Source organism: Tenacibaculum sp., assembly GCF_048269885.1.
Taxonomy (GTDB): domain Bacteria; phylum Bacteroidota; class Bacteroidia; order Flavobacteriales; family Flavobacteriaceae; genus Polaribacter.
Genome location: NZ_JBLWTZ010000034.1, coordinates 1 through 21,486, shown reverse-complemented (window position 1 = coordinate 21,486; position 21,486 = coordinate 1). Strand labels below are relative to the sequence as shown.

The window sequence follows — 21,486 nt, the reverse complement described above, 5'->3', positions numbered from 1 at the left end:
GCTCTTAGATAATAAACCGTTCCACTAGTTCTGGTAATACTCGTACTTGAATTAGAGGTGCTGGTTCCAGAGCTACTACTTTGCCAATACCATGTAATTCCACTAGGAGGAGTACCTCTTGTTAACACTGTATTACCACAATTTTTAGTAATTGTAGGTGTACTTGGAGTACTTGGTACCGTATTGATACTATAACTTACACTTCTTGCGCTACTCCAACATCCTGAGGTATTATTTCTTGCTCTTAGATAATAAACCGTTCCACTAGTTCTGGTAATACTCGTACTTGAATTAGAGGTGCTGGTTCCAGAGCTACTGCTTTGCCAATACCATGTAATTCCACTAGGAGGAGTCCCTCTTGTTAACACTGTATTTCCACAATTTTTAGTAACGGTAGGTGTACTTGGAGTACTTGGTACTGTATTGATACTATAACTCACACTTCTTGCGTTACTCCAACAGCCTGTAGTGTTGTTTCTAGCTCTTAGATAATAAACCGTTCCACTTGTTCTGGTTATACTAGAACTCGTATTAGCGGTACTGGTTCCAGAACTACTACTTTGCCAATACCAAGTAATTCCACTAGGAGGAGTCCCTCTTGTAAGCACTGTACTACCACAGTTTTTAGTAATTGTTGGTGTTGATGGAGTGGCTGGTTTAGGTGCTTCATCTATTTGTCCATCACAATCGTTGTCAATTCCATCACATATTTCAAGAGCTCCAGGTTTAATATTAGGGTTGTCATCATTACAATCACCATTTGTATTTGAATGGGCTACTGGTCCATTAGGACTGGTAAGTGTTGGCTCGCTACAACCTAATATTCCGACACCAGTTCCATATCCATCTTCATCGGCATCTATATACCAATATTTAGGAAGACTAGCATTTGAATCGTTACAATCACTAGCATTGTTTACATAGCCAGAAGGAGCTGTACAAGCTAGTACTTTATTTGATGAGGTACCATATCCATCTCCATCGCTGTCTCTATACCAGAATTTTTCTTGACCTATACTGGCATTAGTATCATCACAATCTAATCCATTAAACACATAACCATTAGGTTGTGTTGAACTTTGGATGGAAGATCTAGGGTTTCCAAAGCCATCACCATCTAAATCACGATACCAAGTAATATCATCTCCAGGAAAATCAGGATCTGGCATTATTTGAGAAAAAAGAATCTCAGTAAAACAAAGAGATACAATGATTAATAATACAATTTTTTTCATAGCAAGAATTAGTTTTTATAATGGTATTTATGTTCTTTTAAAAGATTCCCGTCGGCATCTTTTATGAATTTTAATCGGTTAAAATCATCATATTCATAGGATATAGTTTGTCCTCTTGGATCGGTGATACTGGTAACTCCAACTAATGGATCATAGGTAAAAGTGGTTACTTGACTGTTTACCATATTAGCATTGTTTCTAATATTGTTTAAAGCTGTTCTTAAATTGTTTTCAGAAACGGTATCTGTATCATTATTAGAAGCAGATACGGCTGCATCAATCAAACTTTGAATGTTGGCTAACTCGGTATCGGTATAGTTTTCTATTTTAGCGATTGGCTGCGTTTGTTGATAGCCCCATAGATAATAGATTTTTGTACCATCTTTTTTACTGACTTCTCTAGGGTTTCCTTTATCATTGTACGTATGATATATAATTCTGTCTTCCAAACTTTGTGAATCTTTAGCAGTTTGGATTATTTCGGGCAAGTAAAAACCGTTGAAGTTGTTATAATTTGTACGTTGAGTTGAATATAATAGATTATCTTTAAAAGTCTCTACTTGAATAGGTACTGCTATTCTGTTTTGTAGTTTTAATTGATCTATAGCTGCCTTTTCAGTAGGAGTTAAATCATCATGACCTAAAGAGTTTATGCTAGTTACATCGGGAGTGTAGTAGTTTTTTGTCTTTAAAACTTCTCCTTTGCTATTAATTGTCTCTGTAGATGCTAATTGATGATGTTTATTATGGTTATAGTAATAATAAGTAGTTGTTGCTAAATTTTCTGGATAGAGAAAATTAGTTTCTGTTTTACTAACTAAATCTACTATACCGCCTGTTAAATGGAAAGTTTTATATTCGGTATGTTCATTATCCCACCCTTGTGGTGTTTCATCTTGAGCTATGTAAAGATGTACAAGAGGTAGTCTATATAGATAATTATCTTTATAATATGTTTTGTCAGTATCTTGCATGTTTTCAGATATATCAAGACGTTTTGTTCTAGGAGCAAATATTGTAGGGTACCCCTGTGAAAGATTTTGATTTCCGTACTTATAAGTATTAGATGTTGATTTGATTTTAGTAAAGGAACCATTATTGTTTTTTTTGTAATAGTTAGTTACTTGAGGAAGTCCTCTTAACCATTCAAAATCATTAGGAAGGTGGTACGGAAAAGTCATATAAGATTCTGAACTTTCATAGTCATCATAACTCAAGTCTAAACCACTATCTTTAAAGTTGGTAAACGAATATTCTATTTTACCAACGTTGTTGTTTTTGTCACCAAAATACTCTTTAACAGAAGAATAACCTATACTATTTCCTTGATAGGTAGTTAACGGACTCCCAGGAATGGAACCATGAGGCTCTAATACAGTTATAGCTTGTAATTGACTACCATCAGATGTGTAAGTATTTAGTCGTCTAATAGAACTAAAAGCTGATAGGGATAAGATTACTCCAGAATTTGTTCCATCTGGATATGTATATTCATACTCTTTAAAAGAAGATAAATTTTGATTAGCGTCATAGTGTTCTATTTTCTTTATACGCTTTCCAGCTGCAAAGAGTGTATTATTATCATTTACTATCTCTACCCAAGACATACTTGCACTAAATATATTTGTAGGAAGTTCTCCTTCTGCCGGAGGTAAGGGGGACCAAGAAGAATCTAAAGGGTCAAAAATAATTTGATATTGCCCAGGTTCTACTTCGAACTCTGTTACTCCTGCAAAAATATAATGGTAGCTAGGGGCACCATTTAAACCTTTCAATGTAATATTAAATCTACAGTCGCTTTGGATTGGATTTGCACATGCTAAATTTTGATCAGTTACCTCACCAGTTCCATTATAATTATTTGGTAAACTAACATTAAACCTTACTTTCCCATTTACTTCTCCAACTAAAAAAGATTCACTAATATATTTATCTCCATCATACAACTCTTGTTCAAGAAATGAGATTCCTTTTGAAAGAGTTGGAGTTTTAGGGTTGATATCTGGTAAATCTATAACATTCATTTCAGAGCCTATTATTCCTTTATTATGTTCATAGGTGAATTTTGCGCTACCACCAGTAGGGTATTTAATTTTAGTCAATATTCCACTCATAGAAGCTATAGTATCTACAGTTCTATCTACTGTAGCATTTGTATAAGGATATTTTTCTAAAAACCCCTGTGGATTTATATAATAATAATAGTTAAGTAATGATAAATATTGCCCATTTGTAGCTTTATTATAATAGCCCCAATAATCTTGAGCATTTGAAAATCTATTAGGTAGTATCTTATTGTAATAGCTAAAAATTGTAGCTGGCATAACTTTATTGTTTTTACCTACTGTTACCACAGAATCTAAAAACATTTTTTTTGAAGCACTAATATCTAGGTTTTTAAGAGTATAATTAGTATAATCTGTCGTATTGGCTTGTGTGCTTTCAAAACTCTGATAAAAATTAAACGCTTTGATGAAAGTGTCTTTTGTGTCTTTTATATTTATTCTTTCTAATGAATGTCCTAATTTTAAATCTTCTCTTTCATTGACCGATTTTATAAACTCTATTTTACCTCTATTGTGAATAATTGAGTCTAACTGAAACTGATAGTTTCTTATTTCTGAGGCAAAACTCACTCTTTCACCTAGTGAATGGCCATCATAAGACCTTCTTAAGTAATTGGTATCTTCTAAAGAATAATGAAAGCTAGTAATATCCCCGTTAGGTCCTTCTATATCCATTAAATGCCAAGTGTTAAAAGTAGGAGAAACTGGATGAGCTTGTTCGTCATATCCATTTTTATTAATTGAGTATGTTTTTATTACCTGATCATAATCTCTGGCATTTCTTTGCTGATCTTTAGATGTTCCAAAATAATATGTAAAACCATCTTTATCTTTAGTTATAAAACCTATTATTTTATTGGTAACGTTTGGGCTATCACTATCACCAATTAATACTTCTGTTTTTATGTCATCAAATTTTTGATTGAGAGGTTTCTTACTATGGTAATCTATAATAAAATTAGTAGATAAATCTCCAGCTTGCAGCATAAACTTATCTGGCTCTCTATCGTGTTGAACTAATGCTGTTAAAGTAACCTCATAATTTGTTCTAGTTTCTTCGTTATTGAAAAAAGCATTGTTCGCTAATGAGGAAGATAGCATATTACCTGTTGAAAGCATACCAATTTGATTGAGACCACCATCATCAGGTATATGTCTAACCTGTCTACTTATTTGACCTCCAGCACTCAATGCCCAGCCTATACCTATTCTTGAAGATATTTCTTCTACTTTAATTCCTCTAGCATGATAATTTATTCTTATAGGAAATTCTTTACCATCAACTTGAAATGAAGTTATTGGAATATTTATATTAGGAAGACCAGTGTAATGACTAATGGGAACTTCTGTAAACTTAGCCAAAGAAGAAGCTTCAGGTGAAGGTGGAATAATTGTAGGTAAGTCTTGTGCATATCCCCATACACAAAACAGCATCATTACAATGCTTAACATAGTTTTTTTCATAAAATATAATAGTAATTAAAATAGCAATTATTAAATCTTTCTTTTATCGATTGCAAATTACATTATATTTTTGAAATAAAAAAACTGAAACACAATAAGTTATCTGTTGGTAAGTGGTAAGGATAGTGAGAATTGGCAAAAAAGCATACAATAATCTGCTTAAGTACTAACAGGAGAACTTGAGAAATGTAAAGTTAGTTATACGTGCTTAAAAAGGACTTAATTTGGTAACTTCTTACTCAATAACCCATACATAAAAGCTCCTATAAGTGCACCAAAAAGTACAATAAGCATTGGTAGTACTCCTTGTCCAATTAAAACAAAAATAGGGGCAGGGCATGCGCCTGCTAATGCCCAACCTAATCCGAAGATGGTACCGCCAACTAAAGTTCTAATAAAGCCTTTTTTCTTTTCTTTAATATTAATTTGGTTTCCTAAGTAATCTTTAATTTTTCCAGTTTTAAAGAAGTACATAAATACTGCAGAGAGGGCTACGGCAGAACCAATAATGCCATACATATGAAATGATTGGAATTTGAACATTTCATAAATTCGATACCAAGAAACCGCTTCAGATTTAGATAAAATAATTCCGAAAACTATTCCAATAACTAAAAATTTTAACTTCTTCATCTTAACCAAATATTAAAGGGAATAGTACCCAAATCATAATTAAACCACCAATAAAAAAACCAATTACAGCAATTAAAGAGGGTAATTGAAAACTGCTTAACCCTGTAATAGCATGCCCAGAAGTACAACCGTCAGCATAACGGGTTCCAAAACCAATTAAAACTCCTGCAATTAATAAAATTGAAAAACCTTTCAAGGTCAACATATTTTCTACACTGAAAATTTCGTTTGGCACATACGTTTTTCCTGCGTCAGCAAACCCCAAATCTGTTAATTCACTAACAGTTGTTGGATTTACATCTACTCCAGGTGTTGCAGATAAATAGTTAATAGCTATATATCCTCCAATTACCAAACCAGCTAAAAAGATAATGGCCCAGTCACGCTCTTTCCAGTCTTTTTTAAAATAGTCTGATATTTTACCAGCACCTGCCATGGTACACATGGTTTCTAAGTTGGTTGATACTCCAAAGTTTTTTCCGAAGTAAAAAAACAAGAAAAGCACCATTGCAATAAGAGGCCCAGATACATACCAAGGCCAAGGTTGTAATATAAAATCCATTATAATACGTTTTTTAAATAAGTGATAATGGTTTTTGTTGCCCCTATATTTTTTGAAATATAATTGTGGGTAACACTTCCCATTTGCTCTCTAAGTTTTTTGCCTGATTTTAATAAAGCAAAATTACTAGAAAATTCGTTAGTATTTACAACGATTTTTGCACCGCCTAATTTAAGTAAGTCAACAGCTTCTTTAAATTTACTGTATTTATTAGCCCCAAAAATAACGGGAATGCCATATGTAGCAGGTTCTAAAATATTGTGCAAACCTGTCGCTAAACCACCGCCTACATAGGCAACATCTGCGTATGAATATATTTTGGTGAGTAAGCCAATAGTATCAATGATAAAAACTTGATAATGGGATAGTAGTTTTCCTTCTTTTTCTGAATAAAGAATCGTTTTCTTATTGATTAAGCTCTGTAGTTCTTTAACCTGTTTTTGGTTGATATTATGTGGGGCAATGATAAATTTTTCATCATCGGAAGCATGATTATTTATATAATCTACAATAAGTTCTTCGTCTTCTTTCCAAGTGCTTCCTGCAACAACAGTATATTGATTGTTTTTAAATTCTGAAATAAAACTTAAAGAGTTGTCTTGTTGTAAAATAGTGTATACGCGGTCAAATCGCGTGTCACCAGCAATGGTTACGTTGTTAAAATTAATAGAATTTAATAGGTCTTTAGACGTTTTGTTTTGTACAAAAAAGTGCTTAAAAGCAGTTAGTCTTTTACGCATAAAACCTCCATACCATTTAAAAAAGGATTGTTTTTTTCTAAAAATACCCGAAATTAAAATTGTTGGAACATCATGCTTTTTTAATTCAGAAAGGAGGTTAGGCCAAAACTCATACTTAATCATAATAGCGATGTCAGGATGCACCAGTTTGATAAATTTTTTAACGTTCGATTTTGTATCTAAAGGTAAATAGCAAACGACATCAGCTAATGGATAATTTTTTCTTACTTCATAACCTGAAGGAGAGAAAAATGTAACTACAATTTTATAATCTGAATAGTGCTGTTTTAATTCTTCAATAATAGGTCTGCCTTGTTCAAATTCCCCTAAAGAAGCAGCGTGAAACCAAATTACGTTATCGGTTTTGGAAATATTGTTGAGTTTAGAAAAAGTTTCTTTTCTCCCTTCATAAAACAGCCTTATTTTTTTGTTGAATAAAGCTACAATTGGAAGTAAGATAGATACTATGGTAAGAAGTAAATTGTATAAAAAATTCATTATGCGAATTTATGAAATAAAAAAATCAGTGAAGTTACTCACTGATTTTTTTATTTTATGTTGAAATATGTTATGATTCCATTTCAAAATCTTCCATAAACTTAGTAGTGTAATTACCCGCTACATAATCTGGATGATCCATTAATTGTCTGTGGAAAGGAATAGTTGTTTTTACACCTTCAATAACATACTCATCTAATGCGCGTTTCATTTTGTTAATCGCTTCTTCACGAGTTTGAGCAGTAACAATTAACTTAGAAATCATTGAGTCGTAGTTTGGTGGAATCATATACCCGGCATATACGTGAGTATCGATACGAACACCATGCCCCCCTGGCGCATGATAAGAGGTTATTTTTCCTGGAGCAGGTCTAAATCCGTTATAAGGATCTTCTGCATTAATTCTACATTCAATTGAGTGTAATTGTGGCTTGTAGTTTTTACCTGAAATTGGCACACCAGCTGCAACTAAAATTTGCTCACGGATTAAATCGTAGTCTACAACCTCTTCAGTAATTGGGTGTTCTACTTGAATACGTGTATTCATCTCCATAAAGTAGAAGTTACGGTGTTTGTCTACTAAGAATTCAACTGTACCAGCACCTTCATACTTAATGAATTCAGCAGCTTTAACAGCAGCAGCTCCCATAGCATCACGTAATTCTTCTGTCATGAATGGAGAAGGAGTTTCCTCAGTTAATTTTTGGTGACGACGTTGAACTGAACAATCTCTTTCAGATAAGTGACAAGCTTTACCATAAGCATCACCTACTACTTGGATTTCAATATGGCGAGGTTCTTCGATTAACTTCTCCATATACATATCGTCGTTTCCAAAAGCAGCTTTCGATTCTTGTCTTGCAGAATCCCAAGCATCTTTTAAATCCTCTGCTTTCCAAACAGCACGCATACCTTTACCTCCACCACCGGCAGATGCTTTTAACATTACAGGATATCCTGTTTCTACGGCAACTTTTTCACATTCTTCAAAAGTGGTAATTACACCGTCGCTACCTGGTACACAGGGTACTCCAGCAGCTTTCATGGTAGCTTTAGCATTTGCTTTGTCTCCCATTCTATCAATCATCTCTGGAGAAGCTCCGATAAACTTAATTTCGTGCTCTTCACATAATCTTGAGAATTTAGCGTTTTCAGCTAAGAATCCATATCCTGGGTGAATTCCATCAGCGTTTGTAATCTCTGCAGCTGCTATGATACGATCCATTTTTAAATAAGATTCGCTACTTGGTGCAGGTCCAATACACACTGCTTCATCAGCAAAACGTACGTGTAAACTTTCAGCATCTGCTTTTGAATAAACAGCTACTGTTTTAATCCCCATCTCTTTACAGGTTCTAATTACACGTAGCGCGATTTCGCCTCTATTGGCAATTAATATCTTTTTAAACATGTCTTTTAGTTTATGAGTTTATTAGGTTTAGTTGTTTAAGAGTTTAGCTACGCTAAACTTCTAAACTTAAAACTTCTAAACCAAAAATTATGATGGGTCTACTAAAAATAATGGTTGATCAAATTCTACAGGAGAAGAATCATCCACTAATACTTTAACAATTTTACCAGATACTTCTGATTCAATTTCGTTAAATAACTTCATTGCTTCAATGATACAAACAGTATCTCCAACTTTTACTTCTGTTCCTACTTCAGCAAAGTTTGGCTTGTCTGGAGAAGGTTTTCTGTAGAAAGTACCAATGATAGGTGATTTTATAGTTACGTATTTTGAGTCGTCTGTAGCTTCAGCTGCTACTGGGGCTGCGGCTGGAGAAGCTGGTTGTGCAACTGGGGCAGGAGCTATCATTTGTGGAGCCGCTGCTGGAGCAGGAGCTTGTATGATAGTAGTTTCAGGAGTGTCACTTCCAGTTTTAATGGTGATTTTGATATCTTCCATTTCTAGCTTTACTTCACTTGCACCTGACTTAGCTACAAACTTTATAAGACTTTGAATTTCTTTAATGTCCATTTTCCTAAATTTTAGTTGTTTAGTTATGAGTTATAGGCCCATTTTAAGTAGATAGCTCCCCATGTGAAGCCTCCACCAAATGCGGCAAAAATTAAATTATCTCCTTTTTTCAACTCTTTTTCATAGTCTGCAAGTAACAAAGGTAAAGTAGCAGAAGTTGTGTTTCCGTACTTATGAATGTTCATCATCACTTTATCATCTTCTAAGCCAACTCTATTGGCAGTAGCTTCAATGATTCTTTTATTTGCCTGGTGTGGAACTAACCACTGAATATCATCTTTTGTTAAATTGTTTCTGGTTAACATTTTCTCAGAAACATCTGCCATGTTCGAAACAGCAAATTTAAACACAGTTCTTCCTTCTTGATGAACGAAGTGTTGTTTGTTTTTAACGGTGTCTTCTGATGCTGGTAAAATTGATCCACCTGCATCAATTTTTAAGAATTCACGACCAATTCCGTCGCTTCTTAAATATTCATCTTGTAACCCTAAACCGTCGTTATTAGGTTCAAATAAAACAGCGCCAGCCCCATCACCAAAGATGATGCAAGTAGCTCTATCACTATAATCAATAATTGATGACATTTTATCGGCACCAATTAACAAAACTTTTTTGTATCTACCGCTTTCAATATAGCTTGAAGCAGTAGACATCCCGTATAAAAAACTTGAACAAGCTGCTTGCAAATCATAAGAAAAAGCGTTCACGGCTCCTATTTTAGAAGCTGTATAAGCTGCCGTTGAAGCTACAGGCATATCTGGAGTAGCTGTTGCTACAATAACCATGTCGATATCTTCAGGGTTTGTATTTGATTTTTGAAGTAAATCTTCTGCTGCTTTTATTGCCATGAAAGAAGTTCCAAGGCCTTCACCTTTTAAAATTCTTCTTTCTTTAATTCCTGTTCTGCTAGTAATCCACTCGTCATTGGTGTCTACCATTGTTTCTAGCTCCTTATTAGTTAGCGCATGTTCTGGAATATATTTTCCTACCGCTGTTATAGCTGCAGTTATTTTAGTCATAGTTGTTTGTTTTGTAGTAAAACGAGTTTTCAAAGTAATGAAAATTATTTCACTTTTTTGTAGAAAAAAACATCAAAAAGAGGATTTTTTGATGTAAAAACATAAAAAAACCCTCAAAGTAGAGGGTTTTTTAATTTTTTAAACTAGTTTTTAAGCCTCAGCAGCAGCACTTTCTAATACTACTTGCCCTCTGTAATACAATTTTCCTTCATGCCAGTGAGCTCTGTGGTATAAATGAGCTTCTCCAGTTGTAGGATCAACAGCTATTTGAGGTACAGAAGCTTTATAGTGAGTTCTTCTTTTATCTCTTCTAGTTTTAGATATTTTTCTCTTTGGATGTGCCATTTTATGTCTTATTTATCTGTTAGTAAATCCTTTAATTTATCCCATCTAGGGTCTGTTGATTCTTCCTCAACAGGTTTTTCTTCGTTTATTCTTAATTCTTCTAATTTTCTTAAAGCATCCGATTGCATAGTACCATCAATAACATTTGGATGTACTCTTTTGCTCGGTACTGATAACACTATTAACTCATATATATATTGAGACACATTTACTTGATAAGCTTCATGCGGAAGTATCAAAATTTCATCGTGTTCATCATTAAACTCAGGTCCAAACTTAACAACCAAATTTAAAGTACCATTAACAGGTAAATCAAATAACTCATTAGTAATATCACAAGGAACATTCACTGTTCCACTTATGTTAAAAGCAAGTTCTAATAACGTGCTTTTTTTAATAAATGTAATATCAGCTTTTATGTTTGAATTGTTAAACTCGTCAAACTGAAATGCTTCAAAGAACGTTTTGTCAATTTGATATTCAAACAAATGACTTCCTTCTTTTAAACCTACAAAAGGTATGTTGAATTGTTTTAAGTCTTTCATCTACAACTATCAATTTGAGCGTGCAAAGATATAAAAAATGTTTTTACTTTTATGTTTTGAGTAAAAAAAATGAACTATTTTGCTTTTAATGCGTTTTTTGTAAGTTCTTGATACTCTTTTCTGTTCTTAAATATTTGTAATGAGGTAAATAAGGCTTCTTTAAAAGATGTAGGATTAGCATTGTTTTTACCAGCAATATCAAATCCAGTTCCATGATCAGGAGAGGTTCTTACTTTGTTTAAACCTGCGGTAAAATTTACACCATTTCCAAACGATAAAGCTTTAAAAGGAGCCAAACCTTGGTCGTGATACATGGCTAAAACTCCGTCAAATTGCTCGTAAGTTTTAGAACCGAAGAAACCATCGGCTGCATACGGACCAAAAACTAATTTTCCAGTTTCTTTAATTTCTGTAATAGTTGGACGAATAATTTCGTCGTCTTCAGTACCAATTATTCCATTATCACCACAGTGTGGATTCAAGCCTAATACTGCAATTTTAGGTTTACTAATGTTGAAATCTTGTTTTAAAGAATTGTACATGATGTCCACTTTTGCTTTGATAAGTTCGGGTGTAATTGTTTCTGAAACTTTAGAAACAGGTATATGGCCAGTTATTAAACCAATACGTAACTCATCTGTCATTAAAATCATTAAGCTTTTTCCGTCTAAATTTTTTTCTAAGTACTCTGTATGACCAGGGAACTTAAATTCTTCAGACTGAATATTCTCTTTGTTAATAGGAGCGGTAACAAGAAGGTCTGTTTGGTTCTTTTTTAAAGCATCAACAGCTGCTTGTAACGATTTTAAGGCAAATTTACCTCCTTCTTCGGTGATTGTACCTAAGTCTATTTTAACCTCTTCTTTCCAGCTGTTTAATAAATTAACCTTACCGTGCACAAGTTTGTCCAAAGAAGTAATTCCATGAATATTGGTATGAAGTCTTAAAGCCTTTTTATGATATGAAATTAGTTTGTTGGAAGCGAATAAAACTGGAGTGCAAAAATCAAGCATTCGTTTGTCTTCAAATGTTTTTAAAATAATTTCGATACCAATTCCGTTGATGTCTCCAACCGAAATTCCGACAATAATTTTGTTTGCTTTATCCATAGTTTACTTTCGTAGGTAAAGTTGTATTTTTGATGCTAACAAAAGTAACTAAATTTTTATAGAATGTTTACCGGAATAATAGAAACTCTTGGAATTGTTAAAGGTATTGAGCGTGAAAAAGAAAATTTACACCTCACGATAAAAAGTAGCATAACAAATGAGTTAAAGATAGATCAAAGTGTAGCACACAACGGGGTTTGTTTAACAGTTGTAGCAATTGACAAAGATGAATATACAGTTACAGCAATTAAAGAAACGCTCGATAAAACAAATACAGGTAATTTACAGCTTGGAGATGAGGTAAATCTTGAAAGAGCTATGAAGTTAGGGGCTCGGTTAGATGGGCATATTGTACAGGGACATGTAGATGGAACAGGAGTTTGTAAAAACATTGAAGATGCCGATGGGAGTACTGTTTTTACCTTTTCGTATGATTTTGATGGCTCAAACGTTACCATTGAAAAAGGTTCAATAACAATAAATGGCGTAAGTTTGACCGTGGTAAATTCTAAAAAAAATGAGTTTAGTGTGGCTATCATCCCATACACATACGAGCATACAACCTTTAAAAACTTTAAAATAGGTACTAAAGTGAATTTAGAATTTGATGTGATTGGGAAATATGTGGCTAGACTACATGCTTTAAGAGGATAAGATAAAATTATAAAAATTGTATGAAAACGGTGGAAGTGTTTAAGTCTATTGCTTTGTGTTTTTCTGGAGGAGGATATAGAGCCGCTTGTTTTTCTTTAGGAACCTTATCTTTATTAGAAAAAGTAGGGTTGTTAGAAAATGTAAAAGCTATTTCTACGGTATCAGGAGGAACAATTACCGGGGTTAAATATGCGCAGTCTCAAATAGAAGAAAAAGAGTTTCAAGCTTTTTTTGACGAGTATTATGCGTGGTTAGCTAATGATGAATTAACAAGTAATGCCTTGAGTCATTTAAGATGGCCTCTAATTTGGAACCAGCCTGAGAATAAACATAAGCGAAAGAACCCGATTAACGCTTTTGCCATAGAATACAATAAACTAACAAATCATGCAACTTTAGGACAGGTTCAAAATGCAATCAGTGAAGGGAAAACACATTTAGAAAGAGTAATTTTCAATGCTACAGATTTTGATAGTACGCATCAGTTTAGGTTTCAAAACATAAAAGGAAACCAAAAAAGGTTTGGAAATGGGAAAGTGCATAGCAAATATAAAGGAGTTATTGATGATATAAAGTTAGGAGATATAATAGCAGCTTCGACAGCATTTCCAGGAGGATTTGAACCTATAGGTTTTCCGTACGATTTTAGTCCCAAACATAATGATTTAGAGGAAATAGGATTGATGGATGGAGGTATTGTAGATAATCAGGGCGCTTCTGTTTTTGTGTCTGAAGCACAAAATCAATGCGACGGAAAACCCGAACTTCATGACTTGTATTTTTTATGTGATGTATCTTCACCATATCCAGGAGAGGGCTTTAAGTTTGCTTCTGATTCTTGGTTTAGCAAATACGTGTCCTATGTGTCCAGTGCTTTTACCTTATTGTTTATGCTAATAGTTACCGTGTTTTTTGGAGTCCAAAAAATGATGGTTTGGTATACGATAAGTGTGGTAATATTGGCTTTTTTAGTATTCATACATTTTTTGTTTTTTTCCTTATCTAAATTAATGCAAAATGAAACAGGTGTAGATCAAAGATTGTATTTGCCACCAAGAAGAGTAGGGTTTTACATACTTAATAGAGCAAAATCTTTAGTTCGTATGGCAAGTGTGGTTTTTCTTAAGAATGATAGGAGGCAACATGCAAGTGCTATATACAGTACTTTTCCGAATAAAATAATTACCTCTACAGTGTATGAATTACGGTGTAAGGATGCTATAGGGAACCAAACATCCCGACCAGAGAACGAGAGAGGTTGGGAAGAAATTGTAAAACATACAGGGGAGATTGGAGAGCCCATTATTAAAAATTCAAATAAAAGCGCATCGTTTGGTACTACTTTATGGTTTACGCAAAAAGACAAAGCTAGCGATATGTTAAACAATGTGATTGCATGTGGTGAGTATACAGCCTGTTATAATTTACTGTCGTATTTAATTATTCAGTATAAAGATGAAGTTGCTGAAATCCCTATTTTTAGAGAGCTGTTATCACTATGGGGGAAATTTCAAGAGAACCCTAAGTTTTTGGTAGAAGAGCGTCAAGAAAAAATAAAAACCATGAATGGATAAGCATTTATGGTTTTTTTTGGTTTTGGTTAAAAAATCAAAGTTTTTATTGTGTTTACGATAGTGTTTATAACTTTGTTTTTAAAATGTCCCAAGCTTATTTTTGAAATACCAGCAGCTTGTAAAGCGTTCATTTGGAATAAATCTTTCTGACTTTTTACAAGCCATTCAAAATCTTCTACAGTAAGTTTGCCTTGTGCTAATAAAGAAGTCCACCTTTCGAGCTTGTCTTTTGATTCATTTAAGAATCGTTCAATATCTTTTTTTGATTCTTGTGAGAATTCACTAAACGTATCATCAAATAAAGAAAGTAATGATTTTTTTAATTCTTGTAATATTTTATCAAAATCCATAGCGAGTTAGTTTTTAAAAATAAGTTCTAATAATTTGTTTTTGGTGGCAGGTTCTTTTTTGCTTTCATACTCAAGTAACAGGTTAAAAGCTTCAGTTATTTGTTCTTTAGCTTCTGTAATAAAAAAAGGAGAAAGCTTATCCTTTTCTTTCCATCGTTTCAAAAATCCAGTAAGTAAGTTTTTGTCTTGATCAGCTAATAATAACCACATTTTATAGGTTATTTCATTATTAGGTTTGTATTTTTCGTATTCAACAATTTTAGTAATTTCATTTTGTAGTTGTTCAATTTCTTTACTGTTTTCTTGGTAAGAGCTTTCAGCTTTATCTATAAGTTGAGTAGCATCTATTTTTATTTCAATAGTTTTTTGAAAAGAGTATTGATCATAAGGAGCTGTTTTAAGTATACTACAAGAAGAGATAAAAGCAGTAATAAACATTAAAATAAAGAAGGGTTTGTCTTTTTTCATTTTGATAGTTAGGTTAATTATTAAAGCAAGTAAATTTAATACTTTATACATCATAACAAGGGGAAAAAACACCCAGAAAAAAGAAGTGTTTTTCAGGAGTGATAAAAAAAAGAGTATCAGAATTCATGATAAAAGTCATGTAAATCAATGAGTTATGTTTGTATCTTTGGGTGAGGTGTAAATTAATAAGTTATGGGTATATCAGTCTTTTTACTAAAGTTCTGGGGATGGTATTGTATTATTTTCTTCTTTGTGTTGAGTTTTAATCCTAAAAGGGTAAAACAAATAGTAGATAATTTACAGGATGCTCGGTTTTTAATTATTCTTTCATTGTTTGCGATTATAATAGGTTTACTTAATGTATTGGCTCATAATATATGGGAAGCAAATATTAAATTGTTAGTAACTCTATTTGGTTGGCTGGCTTTAATTAAAGGTATTATCCTGTTTACTTTTCCTAAACAAACCATTAAGCTATTAAAGCAAACCAATTTAAAGTTTATACAGGCCATATATGTGTTGTTGTTTTTCTTAGGATTGTTTTTGCTGAATGAAGCTTATGGTATAGTTCCTTTTTAACTGAATTTTAATAGAAATGAAAAAAAAGATTTTACTACTAACCGATTTTTCTGAAGCATCATATGATGCAATCGTATATGCTTTAGAGCTTTTTAGAACTGAAAGATGTAGCTTTTACGTGTTAAATGTTTTTAAAACAACATATAATTTAATAGAAGATTTAGTGCCTCCTAAGTCAGGAGAGAAAGGATATGATGAGCCAAAGAAAAAATCATTAGAAGGACTGAATAAAATATCAAAATTAATAACGTCAAAAGAAGAGGTAAATCCTTTTCATACGTTTGACTACATGTCGCTACAAAATAAATCACTATTGGATGCAGCTGAGGAAATAGTGGAGCAAAAAGATATAGAAATGGTTGTAATGGCTACCAAAGGATTAACTAATGATAGTAGTTCTGTATTTGGTAGTAATGCAATACAGGTAATGGAGAAGATTCGTAATTGTCCAGTTTTAGTAGTACCAAAAAAGGCTAAGAAACAAATACCCAAAGAAATTGTTTTTCCTACGAGTTACAGAACACATTATAAAAAAAGAGAATTAGAGTATTTAATAGATATAGTTGGAGCTTGTAATGCATCTTTAAGAGTATTACATATTACTAATAATGGAGATATAGATGAAAATCAAAAAGAACACAAAGAGATGTTGAGTGACTATTTTGAAGGGTTAAAATTTTCATTTCATTCATTGTCTTGCGTAACTGTGTCTACAGCAATAAAATGTTTTGTAGAAAGTAGAGAGAGTGATATGGTGGCTTTTATCAATAAAAAGCACGCATTTTTTGATACTATATTTTCTAAACCATTAGTAAAAGAAATAGGGTATAAGTTAAAGGTGCCTGTGTTGGTGTTACATGATTTAAGAAACTAAAAAAACAAAACAATGAAAAACATAGGAGTTTGGTTAGATAAAGAGAAAGCTCTTGTTGTAACCATTGAAAATGGAACAGAAAACATAAAAACGATACCATCAAACATAGAAACGTTTCGTATTCATGGAGGTTCTGGAACTAGATTAAAAGGAGGGCCACAAGATGTAGTTCAAGATAGTAAGTATTTGGAAAGAGAAAAACATCAAACAAAAAGGTATTTCAATGAACTTGCAGAGGAAGTTAACAGCGCTGACTCATTAGCTATTTTTGGTCCTGCTGAAACTTTTGAGAAGTTTAAGAAAAAACTTGAGGATTCTCATAAAGAATTAAATGCGAGGGTTAAAAAAGTGCAAAGAGTTGACAGTATGACAGATAACCAGGTGAAGGCTTTGGTTAGAGAATTTTTTAATAATGGAAAATAGTCCAAATAAAATAACAATAGTAAAAGCTTCTGGAGAAGTAGCCCTGTTCTCGTTAGCTAAATTAAAAAACTCGCTTAAAAGAACCGGAGCTGATGATTCCTTAGTGTCGGAGATTATAGAAATAGTTCAAGATGAGTTGTATCAGGGAATTACCACTAAAGAAATTTACAATAGAGCTTTTGCTTTACTCAAGAAAAAAAAGAAGGTATTTGCTTCAAAGTACAAATTAAAAAAAGCAATATATGAGTTAGGACCAACAGGTTTTCCTTTTGAACATTTTGTGGCGGCCATTTTAAAATATTCTGGATACCAGGTGAAAGTAGGAGAAGTATTACAAGGAGAATGCGTAGAGCACGAAATAGATGTGTTGGCTCATAAAAACAACGAAACTACGGTTGTGGAATGTAAGTTTCACAGTGAGCAAGGACTTGTGTGTAATGTTAAAATTCCGTTGTATATCCATTCCCGTTATCGAGATGTGAAAAAACATTGGAATGCCTTTAATAAGCACCAAACAACGCTAACTCAAGGTTGGGTGGTAACGAATACACGATTTACAGAAGATGCTAGCCAATATGGTAATTGTGCAGGATTGTATTTACTAAGTTGGGATTATCCGAAAAAGAATAGCCTAAAAGATATAATTGATAGGTTAGGGCTATATCCAATTACAGTTTCTACACTATTAACTAAAAGAGAAAAGCAGTTTTTGTTAAATAGAGATGTAGTGCTGTGCAGAGAATTGATAAAAGATAGCTTTTACCTAGATCATTTAGGTGTTTCAGATACGAGAAAAAGTAGAATTCTATTAGAAATACAGCAATTATGTAGTGTTTAAAACGAAGGAGATATGCTAACTTTTGCTAAAGTTCATTTTTTAGGAGCGGCTGGTACCGTTACAGGCTCAAAGTTTTTGCTCGAAGCATACGGTAAGAAAATTTTGATTGATTGTGGTATGTTCCAAGGACTCAAAGAACTTAGAGAGTTAAATTGGGTAGCGCTTCCTGTAGATGTAAAGAAAATAGATGTTGTATTGCTAACTCACGGACATCTAGATCATGTAGGTTTTTTACCTCGTTTATATAAGCAAGGGTTTAGAGGGAGAATTATAGGAACTGCCCCAACGTTGGCCATTGCAAAAATTATATTAAACGATAGTGCTAAAATTTACGAAGAAGAAGCGCAAAAAGCAGCCAAAGAAAACTATAGTAAACACAATCCTGTACTTCCTTTTTATACAATTACTGAGGCTGAAAAAACAATAACCTTATTTGAATCTGTAGCGGAAGGAGAATGGGTTTCTTTTTCAGATAAAATCTCATATAGGTTTCAATATAACGGACATATCATAGGGGCAACTTTCATAGAATTAGATATAAATGAAAAAATATTTGTGTTTTCTGGAGATGTAGGAAGAGTGAATGATTATTTGTTAGACCCCCCAAAAAAACCTGAGTGGGCTGATTACCTTTTTTTAGAAAGTACCTACGGTCATAAATTGCATCCAAAAGAAAACATCGAAGAAATTCTATCAAAACTCATTAAAGAAACAATTCAAAATAAAGGAAATTTAATCATTCCTAGTTTCGCTGTGGAGCGTTTGCAAATGTTAATGTATGTTTTATGGAAACTGTATAAGAAAAATACAATACCAAACATACCAATTTTTGTTGATAGCCCAATGGGAAATAATGTTTTGGAGGTTTTTAAACGATATCCACAATGGCATAAACTACCCATGAATGAATACGAAGCAATGTGTAACCATATAAATATTATTGAATCTTATAGAGAAACATGGGAAACTATTGATAATCAGAGATCTAAAATAATAATTGCTGGAAGTGGAATGGTAACTGGTGGTAGGGTTTTAACTTATTTGCAACAGATGATTAATGATCCTACTACAACGATTTTGTTGCTTGGTTATCAAGCAGCAGGAACTAGGGGAAGGCAGTTGCAAGAAGGTTGTCATGAAATAAAGTTTTTTGGACGATATTTTCCTGTAAAAGCAAGAGTTAAAAGGATAGAAAGTTTATCTGCACATGCAGATCAGCAAGATTTGTTAGATTGGTTAAGTGAGATAAAAAATACACCAGAAGAAGTGTTTCTTATTCATGGAGAACAAACGGCTTTAGATGCTTTTAGATTGAAAATACAAAAAGAGAAAAATTGGAATGTTTGTATTCCAAAATTACATGCTATAAAAGAGTTAATGATATAAAACGAAATGTCTAATCGTAAAAGCTAGCTCAATGAAAAGAACAAGCATACATCTAAAATATGTTGAGTGGTTGAGTGCAGAAGATATGCTCTTAATGTCAAAACAATGGTTATCTGAACTCTCGTTTTTAAAAGACGAACAGCTTTTTTTTGAAGATTTAATTAGAAAATATATTTTCGAATTAATAGCTCCTAGTCAGTTTAAGAAAACAACTAAAATAGTTGAAGCACTGAGTAGTTCAAGAGAAAAAACGGAAGAGTTAATTAAAGAAGATAAGTTGTAGTTGAACCGTAGTGCTCCGCCAATTTTAACCTCAGGTTTTTCTTGTGAAAACACGATTGTAACCAAGGAAAAAGCAACTAAGACTAGGCTTTTTTTTGTGAAATTCATTGTTTGTTTTAATAAATATGAAGAAAGCGTACTTGTATAAGCACATTTTCAAGTAAAAGGATATGAGAAGCCTCTTTTTGCTAAAAAATGATGATTAAATTGAAGGAGGGATAAACTTGTCTGATTGATTCCTAAAAACTAAAAAGCTAAAACTGAATATTCGTTTATTCTTTTTGTCTTTGAGTTTTTTTATCATAAGGCTGCAAAAGATACTGATTTAAAAAGGGTTTTTCAAAGAATGCGCTTTTGAATGTTGGAATATTCAACTAAAAATATAATGAAGCCTTGCGTATTTTACTAAAATAAGACCGACATAAAGTATCAAATTAAGAGGGGTAAGTAAAAATAGTAGTTTAGATTTTAAAATGCTGGTTTTGTAGTGTTTTTAAGTGGTATAGGAAGTTTTTTATGTGTTTAAAATTCAATATATTAGTATGTTTAATATCTCTGTAAATGAAAACTTCAATGGAAAGAAAAAACTTATATGGCTATATTATAAATAGTAGCATGGTTATAGCGTTAGGTATTATTTATTTGAAACAAATAAATTTTAATACTAGTGATGCTTGGTGGAATTGGATTTCATTGGGGCTAATCGTTGTTATTTTAGGAATGTTAACAACCGTTTTCTTTATTTTAAGAGCGCAAATTAAGGCAAAAAAGAAATCGGAAGAAAAGCTTTTAAAAAGTCAAAAATTATTACATTCTATCATTGATAATACAACAAATGCAATCTCTGTTAAAAAAATAAATGGAGAGTATATGTTGGCAAATAAGAAGTATCAATCAATTTTTGAAACGTATGGTAAAGATTTACTAGGAAAAACAGACCATGATATGTTACCAAAGGAATTAGCAGACAGGTACCTTGAAGCAGATTTAGAGGCTATGAAGTTGGGAGAAGAAATTCAAATAGAAGAAGAGATTGAGCAGTCTGATGGAAAGCATACATATTTATCAGTAAAATTTCCATTGTTTGATATCAATAACAGGGTTTATGCTATTGGGAGTATCTCTACAGATATTACAGAAAGAAAGATGATTATGGAGTCGCAAAAGACAGCCGATACCTTCTTCAATATCTCTACAGATAGTTTAGTAATTGCTACCAGTGAAAAATTTTTAAGAGTCAATCCTTCGTTAAGCAATCTTTTAGGATATACAAAAGAAGAACTTTTGAATACTCCGTTTGCTGCTTATATTTTTCCTGAGGATCTGGAAAAAACAAAGGAGGCAATTAACAAATTAGAAGAAGGAGCAACTTTGGTGAGTTTTCAAAGTCGATGGATATGTAAGGATCAAAGTATTAAATGGTTGTCATGGAATGCTACTTCAGATACAGCTACTGGAAGATTATATGCAGTAGTTAGAGATATTACCAAAGAGCTGTTGCTGCAAAATGAGAATGAAAAAAGAATGAATGAACTGTATGAGAATCAGCAAAAGTTAAATATGATTATAGAAAACATTAGTGACGGGGTTTTGGTAGCAAACACTGATAAGCAAGTTATATTGGCTAATGAGGTTGCAAATGAACTTTTTGGAATAGCTGATGATTCAAAAATATCTATTGATTTTTCAGATCATTTTAAAGTGTTGAATCCGCATGAAGGAAAGGTTTTCCCAGCACAAAATCTACCTGCTGAATTGGCTTTAGGAGGTAAAATTACCAACGATATTGATGTACTGTTAATGAACAAGCAAACAAATGAGATTAGAAGAGTTTTGTTGAGTGGAAGACCTATAATAGATA

General features: G+C 32.8%; 22 protein-coding genes. 9 read left to right on the top strand and 13 right to left on the bottom strand.

The window, feature by feature from the left end; all coding sequences use genetic code 11:
* From ACN0WY_RS16570 to pdxA, 11 genes are all read right to left on the bottom strand, one after another.
* Positions 1–1,235 (bottom strand): MopE-related protein (locus ACN0WY_RS16570; protein WP_417801081.1); only part of this gene is annotated, 1,235 nt, incomplete at its 3' end.
* A gap of 8 nt (positions 1,236–1,243) precedes the next feature.
* On the bottom strand, positions 1,244–4,765 hold the full coding sequence (locus ACN0WY_RS16565; RefSeq protein ID WP_417801080.1) for a hypothetical protein: 3,522 nt from the start codon (positions 4,763–4,765) through the stop codon (positions 1,244–1,246).
* 219 nt (positions 4,766–4,984) lie between these two features.
* A complete protein-coding gene (locus ACN0WY_RS16560; protein WP_330489355.1) occupies positions 4,985–5,398 on the bottom strand; it encodes a DUF6691 family protein in 414 nt (137 codons plus the stop codon).
* A gap of 1 nt (position 5,399) precedes the next feature.
* On the bottom strand, positions 5,400–5,960 hold the full coding sequence (locus tag ACN0WY_RS16555) for a YeeE/YedE family protein (protein ID WP_330489354.1): 561 nt from the start codon (positions 5,958–5,960) through the stop codon (positions 5,400–5,402).
* Complete coding sequence (locus ACN0WY_RS16550) at positions 5,960–7,198, bottom strand: 3-deoxy-D-manno-octulosonic acid transferase (protein ID WP_417801079.1); 1,239 nt, start codon at positions 7,196–7,198, stop codon at positions 5,960–5,962. The genes ACN0WY_RS16555 and ACN0WY_RS16550 overlap by 1 nt, the downstream gene beginning before the upstream one ends.
* 70 nt (positions 7,199–7,268) lie before the next feature.
* Entirely contained in the window at positions 7,269–8,609 is a 1,341-nt protein-coding gene (gene accC / locus ACN0WY_RS16545; protein WP_330489352.1) for an acetyl-CoA carboxylase biotin carboxylase subunit, read from the bottom strand.
* 87 nt (positions 8,610–8,696) lie between these two features.
* Positions 8,697–9,179: an acetyl-CoA carboxylase biotin carboxyl carrier protein gene (accB, locus tag ACN0WY_RS16540; protein WP_330489351.1), complete on the bottom strand. Its 483-nt coding sequence runs from the start codon at positions 9,177–9,179 to the stop codon at positions 8,697–8,699.
* Between the two features lie 23 nt (positions 9,180–9,202).
* A complete protein-coding gene (locus ACN0WY_RS16535; protein ID WP_330489350.1) occupies positions 9,203–10,198 on the bottom strand; it encodes a beta-ketoacyl-ACP synthase III in 996 nt (331 codons plus the stop codon).
* Positions 10,199–10,348: 150 nt separating this feature from the next.
* Complete coding sequence (gene rpmF / locus ACN0WY_RS16530; RefSeq protein ID WP_047789948.1) at positions 10,349–10,543, bottom strand: 50S ribosomal protein L32; 195 nt, start codon at positions 10,541–10,543, stop codon at positions 10,349–10,351.
* Between the two features lie 8 nt (positions 10,544–10,551).
* Positions 10,552–11,088 (bottom strand): YceD family protein, encoded by a 537-nt coding sequence (locus tag ACN0WY_RS16525; protein WP_417801078.1) that lies wholly within the window; start codon positions 11,086–11,088, stop codon positions 10,552–10,554.
* 74 nt (positions 11,089–11,162) lie between these two features.
* Positions 11,163–12,197, bottom strand: a complete 1,035-nt coding sequence (pdxA, locus tag ACN0WY_RS16520; RefSeq protein WP_417801077.1) for a 4-hydroxythreonine-4-phosphate dehydrogenase PdxA — start codon at positions 12,195–12,197, stop codon at positions 11,163–11,165.
* Between the two features lie 63 nt (positions 12,198–12,260).
* Here pdxA and ACN0WY_RS16515 point away from each other — a divergent pair, with 63 nt between their 5' ends.
* Together ACN0WY_RS16515 and ACN0WY_RS16510 are read left to right on the top strand one after the other, a co-directional pair.
* A complete protein-coding gene (locus ACN0WY_RS16515; protein ID WP_330489347.1) occupies positions 12,261–12,851 on the top strand; it encodes a riboflavin synthase in 591 nt (196 codons plus the stop codon).
* Positions 12,852–12,871: 20 nt separating this feature from the next.
* Positions 12,872–14,425, top strand: a complete 1,554-nt coding sequence (locus ACN0WY_RS16510) for a patatin-like phospholipase family protein (RefSeq protein WP_417801076.1) — start codon at positions 12,872–12,874, stop codon at positions 14,423–14,425.
* Positions 14,426–14,451: 26 nt separating this feature from the next.
* On the opposite strand, the gene ACN0WY_RS16505 is transcribed toward ACN0WY_RS16510, so the two are convergent.
* Positions 14,452–14,775 (bottom strand): hypothetical protein, encoded by a 324-nt coding sequence (locus tag ACN0WY_RS16505; RefSeq protein ID WP_330489345.1) that lies wholly within the window; start codon positions 14,773–14,775, stop codon positions 14,452–14,454.
* Between the two features lie 6 nt (positions 14,776–14,781).
* Entirely contained in the window at positions 14,782–15,243 is a 462-nt protein-coding gene (locus tag ACN0WY_RS16500) for a hypothetical protein (RefSeq protein WP_417801075.1), read from the bottom strand.
* A 192-nt stretch (positions 15,244–15,435) separates the two neighbouring features.
* Between ACN0WY_RS16500 and ACN0WY_RS16495 the strand changes: the two genes are divergently transcribed.
* The 7 genes from ACN0WY_RS16495 to ACN0WY_RS16465 all read left to right on the top strand — a co-directional run.
* A complete protein-coding gene (locus ACN0WY_RS16495) occupies positions 15,436–15,822 on the top strand; it encodes a hypothetical protein (protein WP_330489343.1) in 387 nt (128 codons plus the stop codon).
* 16 nt (positions 15,823–15,838) lie between these two features.
* Complete coding sequence (locus ACN0WY_RS16490; RefSeq protein WP_330489342.1) at positions 15,839–16,696, top strand: universal stress protein; 858 nt, start codon at positions 15,839–15,841, stop codon at positions 16,694–16,696.
* 12 nt (positions 16,697–16,708) lie between these two features.
* Positions 16,709–17,119: a hypothetical protein gene (locus ACN0WY_RS16485; protein WP_417801074.1), complete on the top strand. Its 411-nt coding sequence runs from the start codon at positions 16,709–16,711 to the stop codon at positions 17,117–17,119.
* Positions 17,109–17,957, top strand: coding sequence for a restriction endonuclease (locus tag ACN0WY_RS16480; protein WP_330489340.1), 849 nt, complete (start codon positions 17,109–17,111; stop codon positions 17,955–17,957). Before ACN0WY_RS16485 ends, ACN0WY_RS16480 begins: the two co-directional genes overlap by 11 nt.
* Before the next feature lie 12 nt (positions 17,958–17,969).
* The gene (locus ACN0WY_RS16475) at positions 17,970–19,343 is read left to right on the top strand and encodes an MBL fold metallo-hydrolase RNA specificity domain-containing protein (RefSeq protein ID WP_417801073.1); all 1,374 of its coding nucleotides are present in this window, start codon (positions 17,970–17,972) and stop codon (positions 19,341–19,343) included.
* Between the two features lie 31 nt (positions 19,344–19,374).
* On the top strand, positions 19,375–19,626 hold the full coding sequence (locus ACN0WY_RS16470) for a hypothetical protein (RefSeq protein WP_417801072.1): 252 nt from the start codon (positions 19,375–19,377) through the stop codon (positions 19,624–19,626).
* Positions 19,627–20,186: 560 nt separating this feature from the next.
* Positions 20,187–21,486 (top strand): PAS domain S-box protein (locus ACN0WY_RS16465; RefSeq protein WP_417801071.1); only part of this gene is annotated, 1,300 nt, incomplete at its 3' end.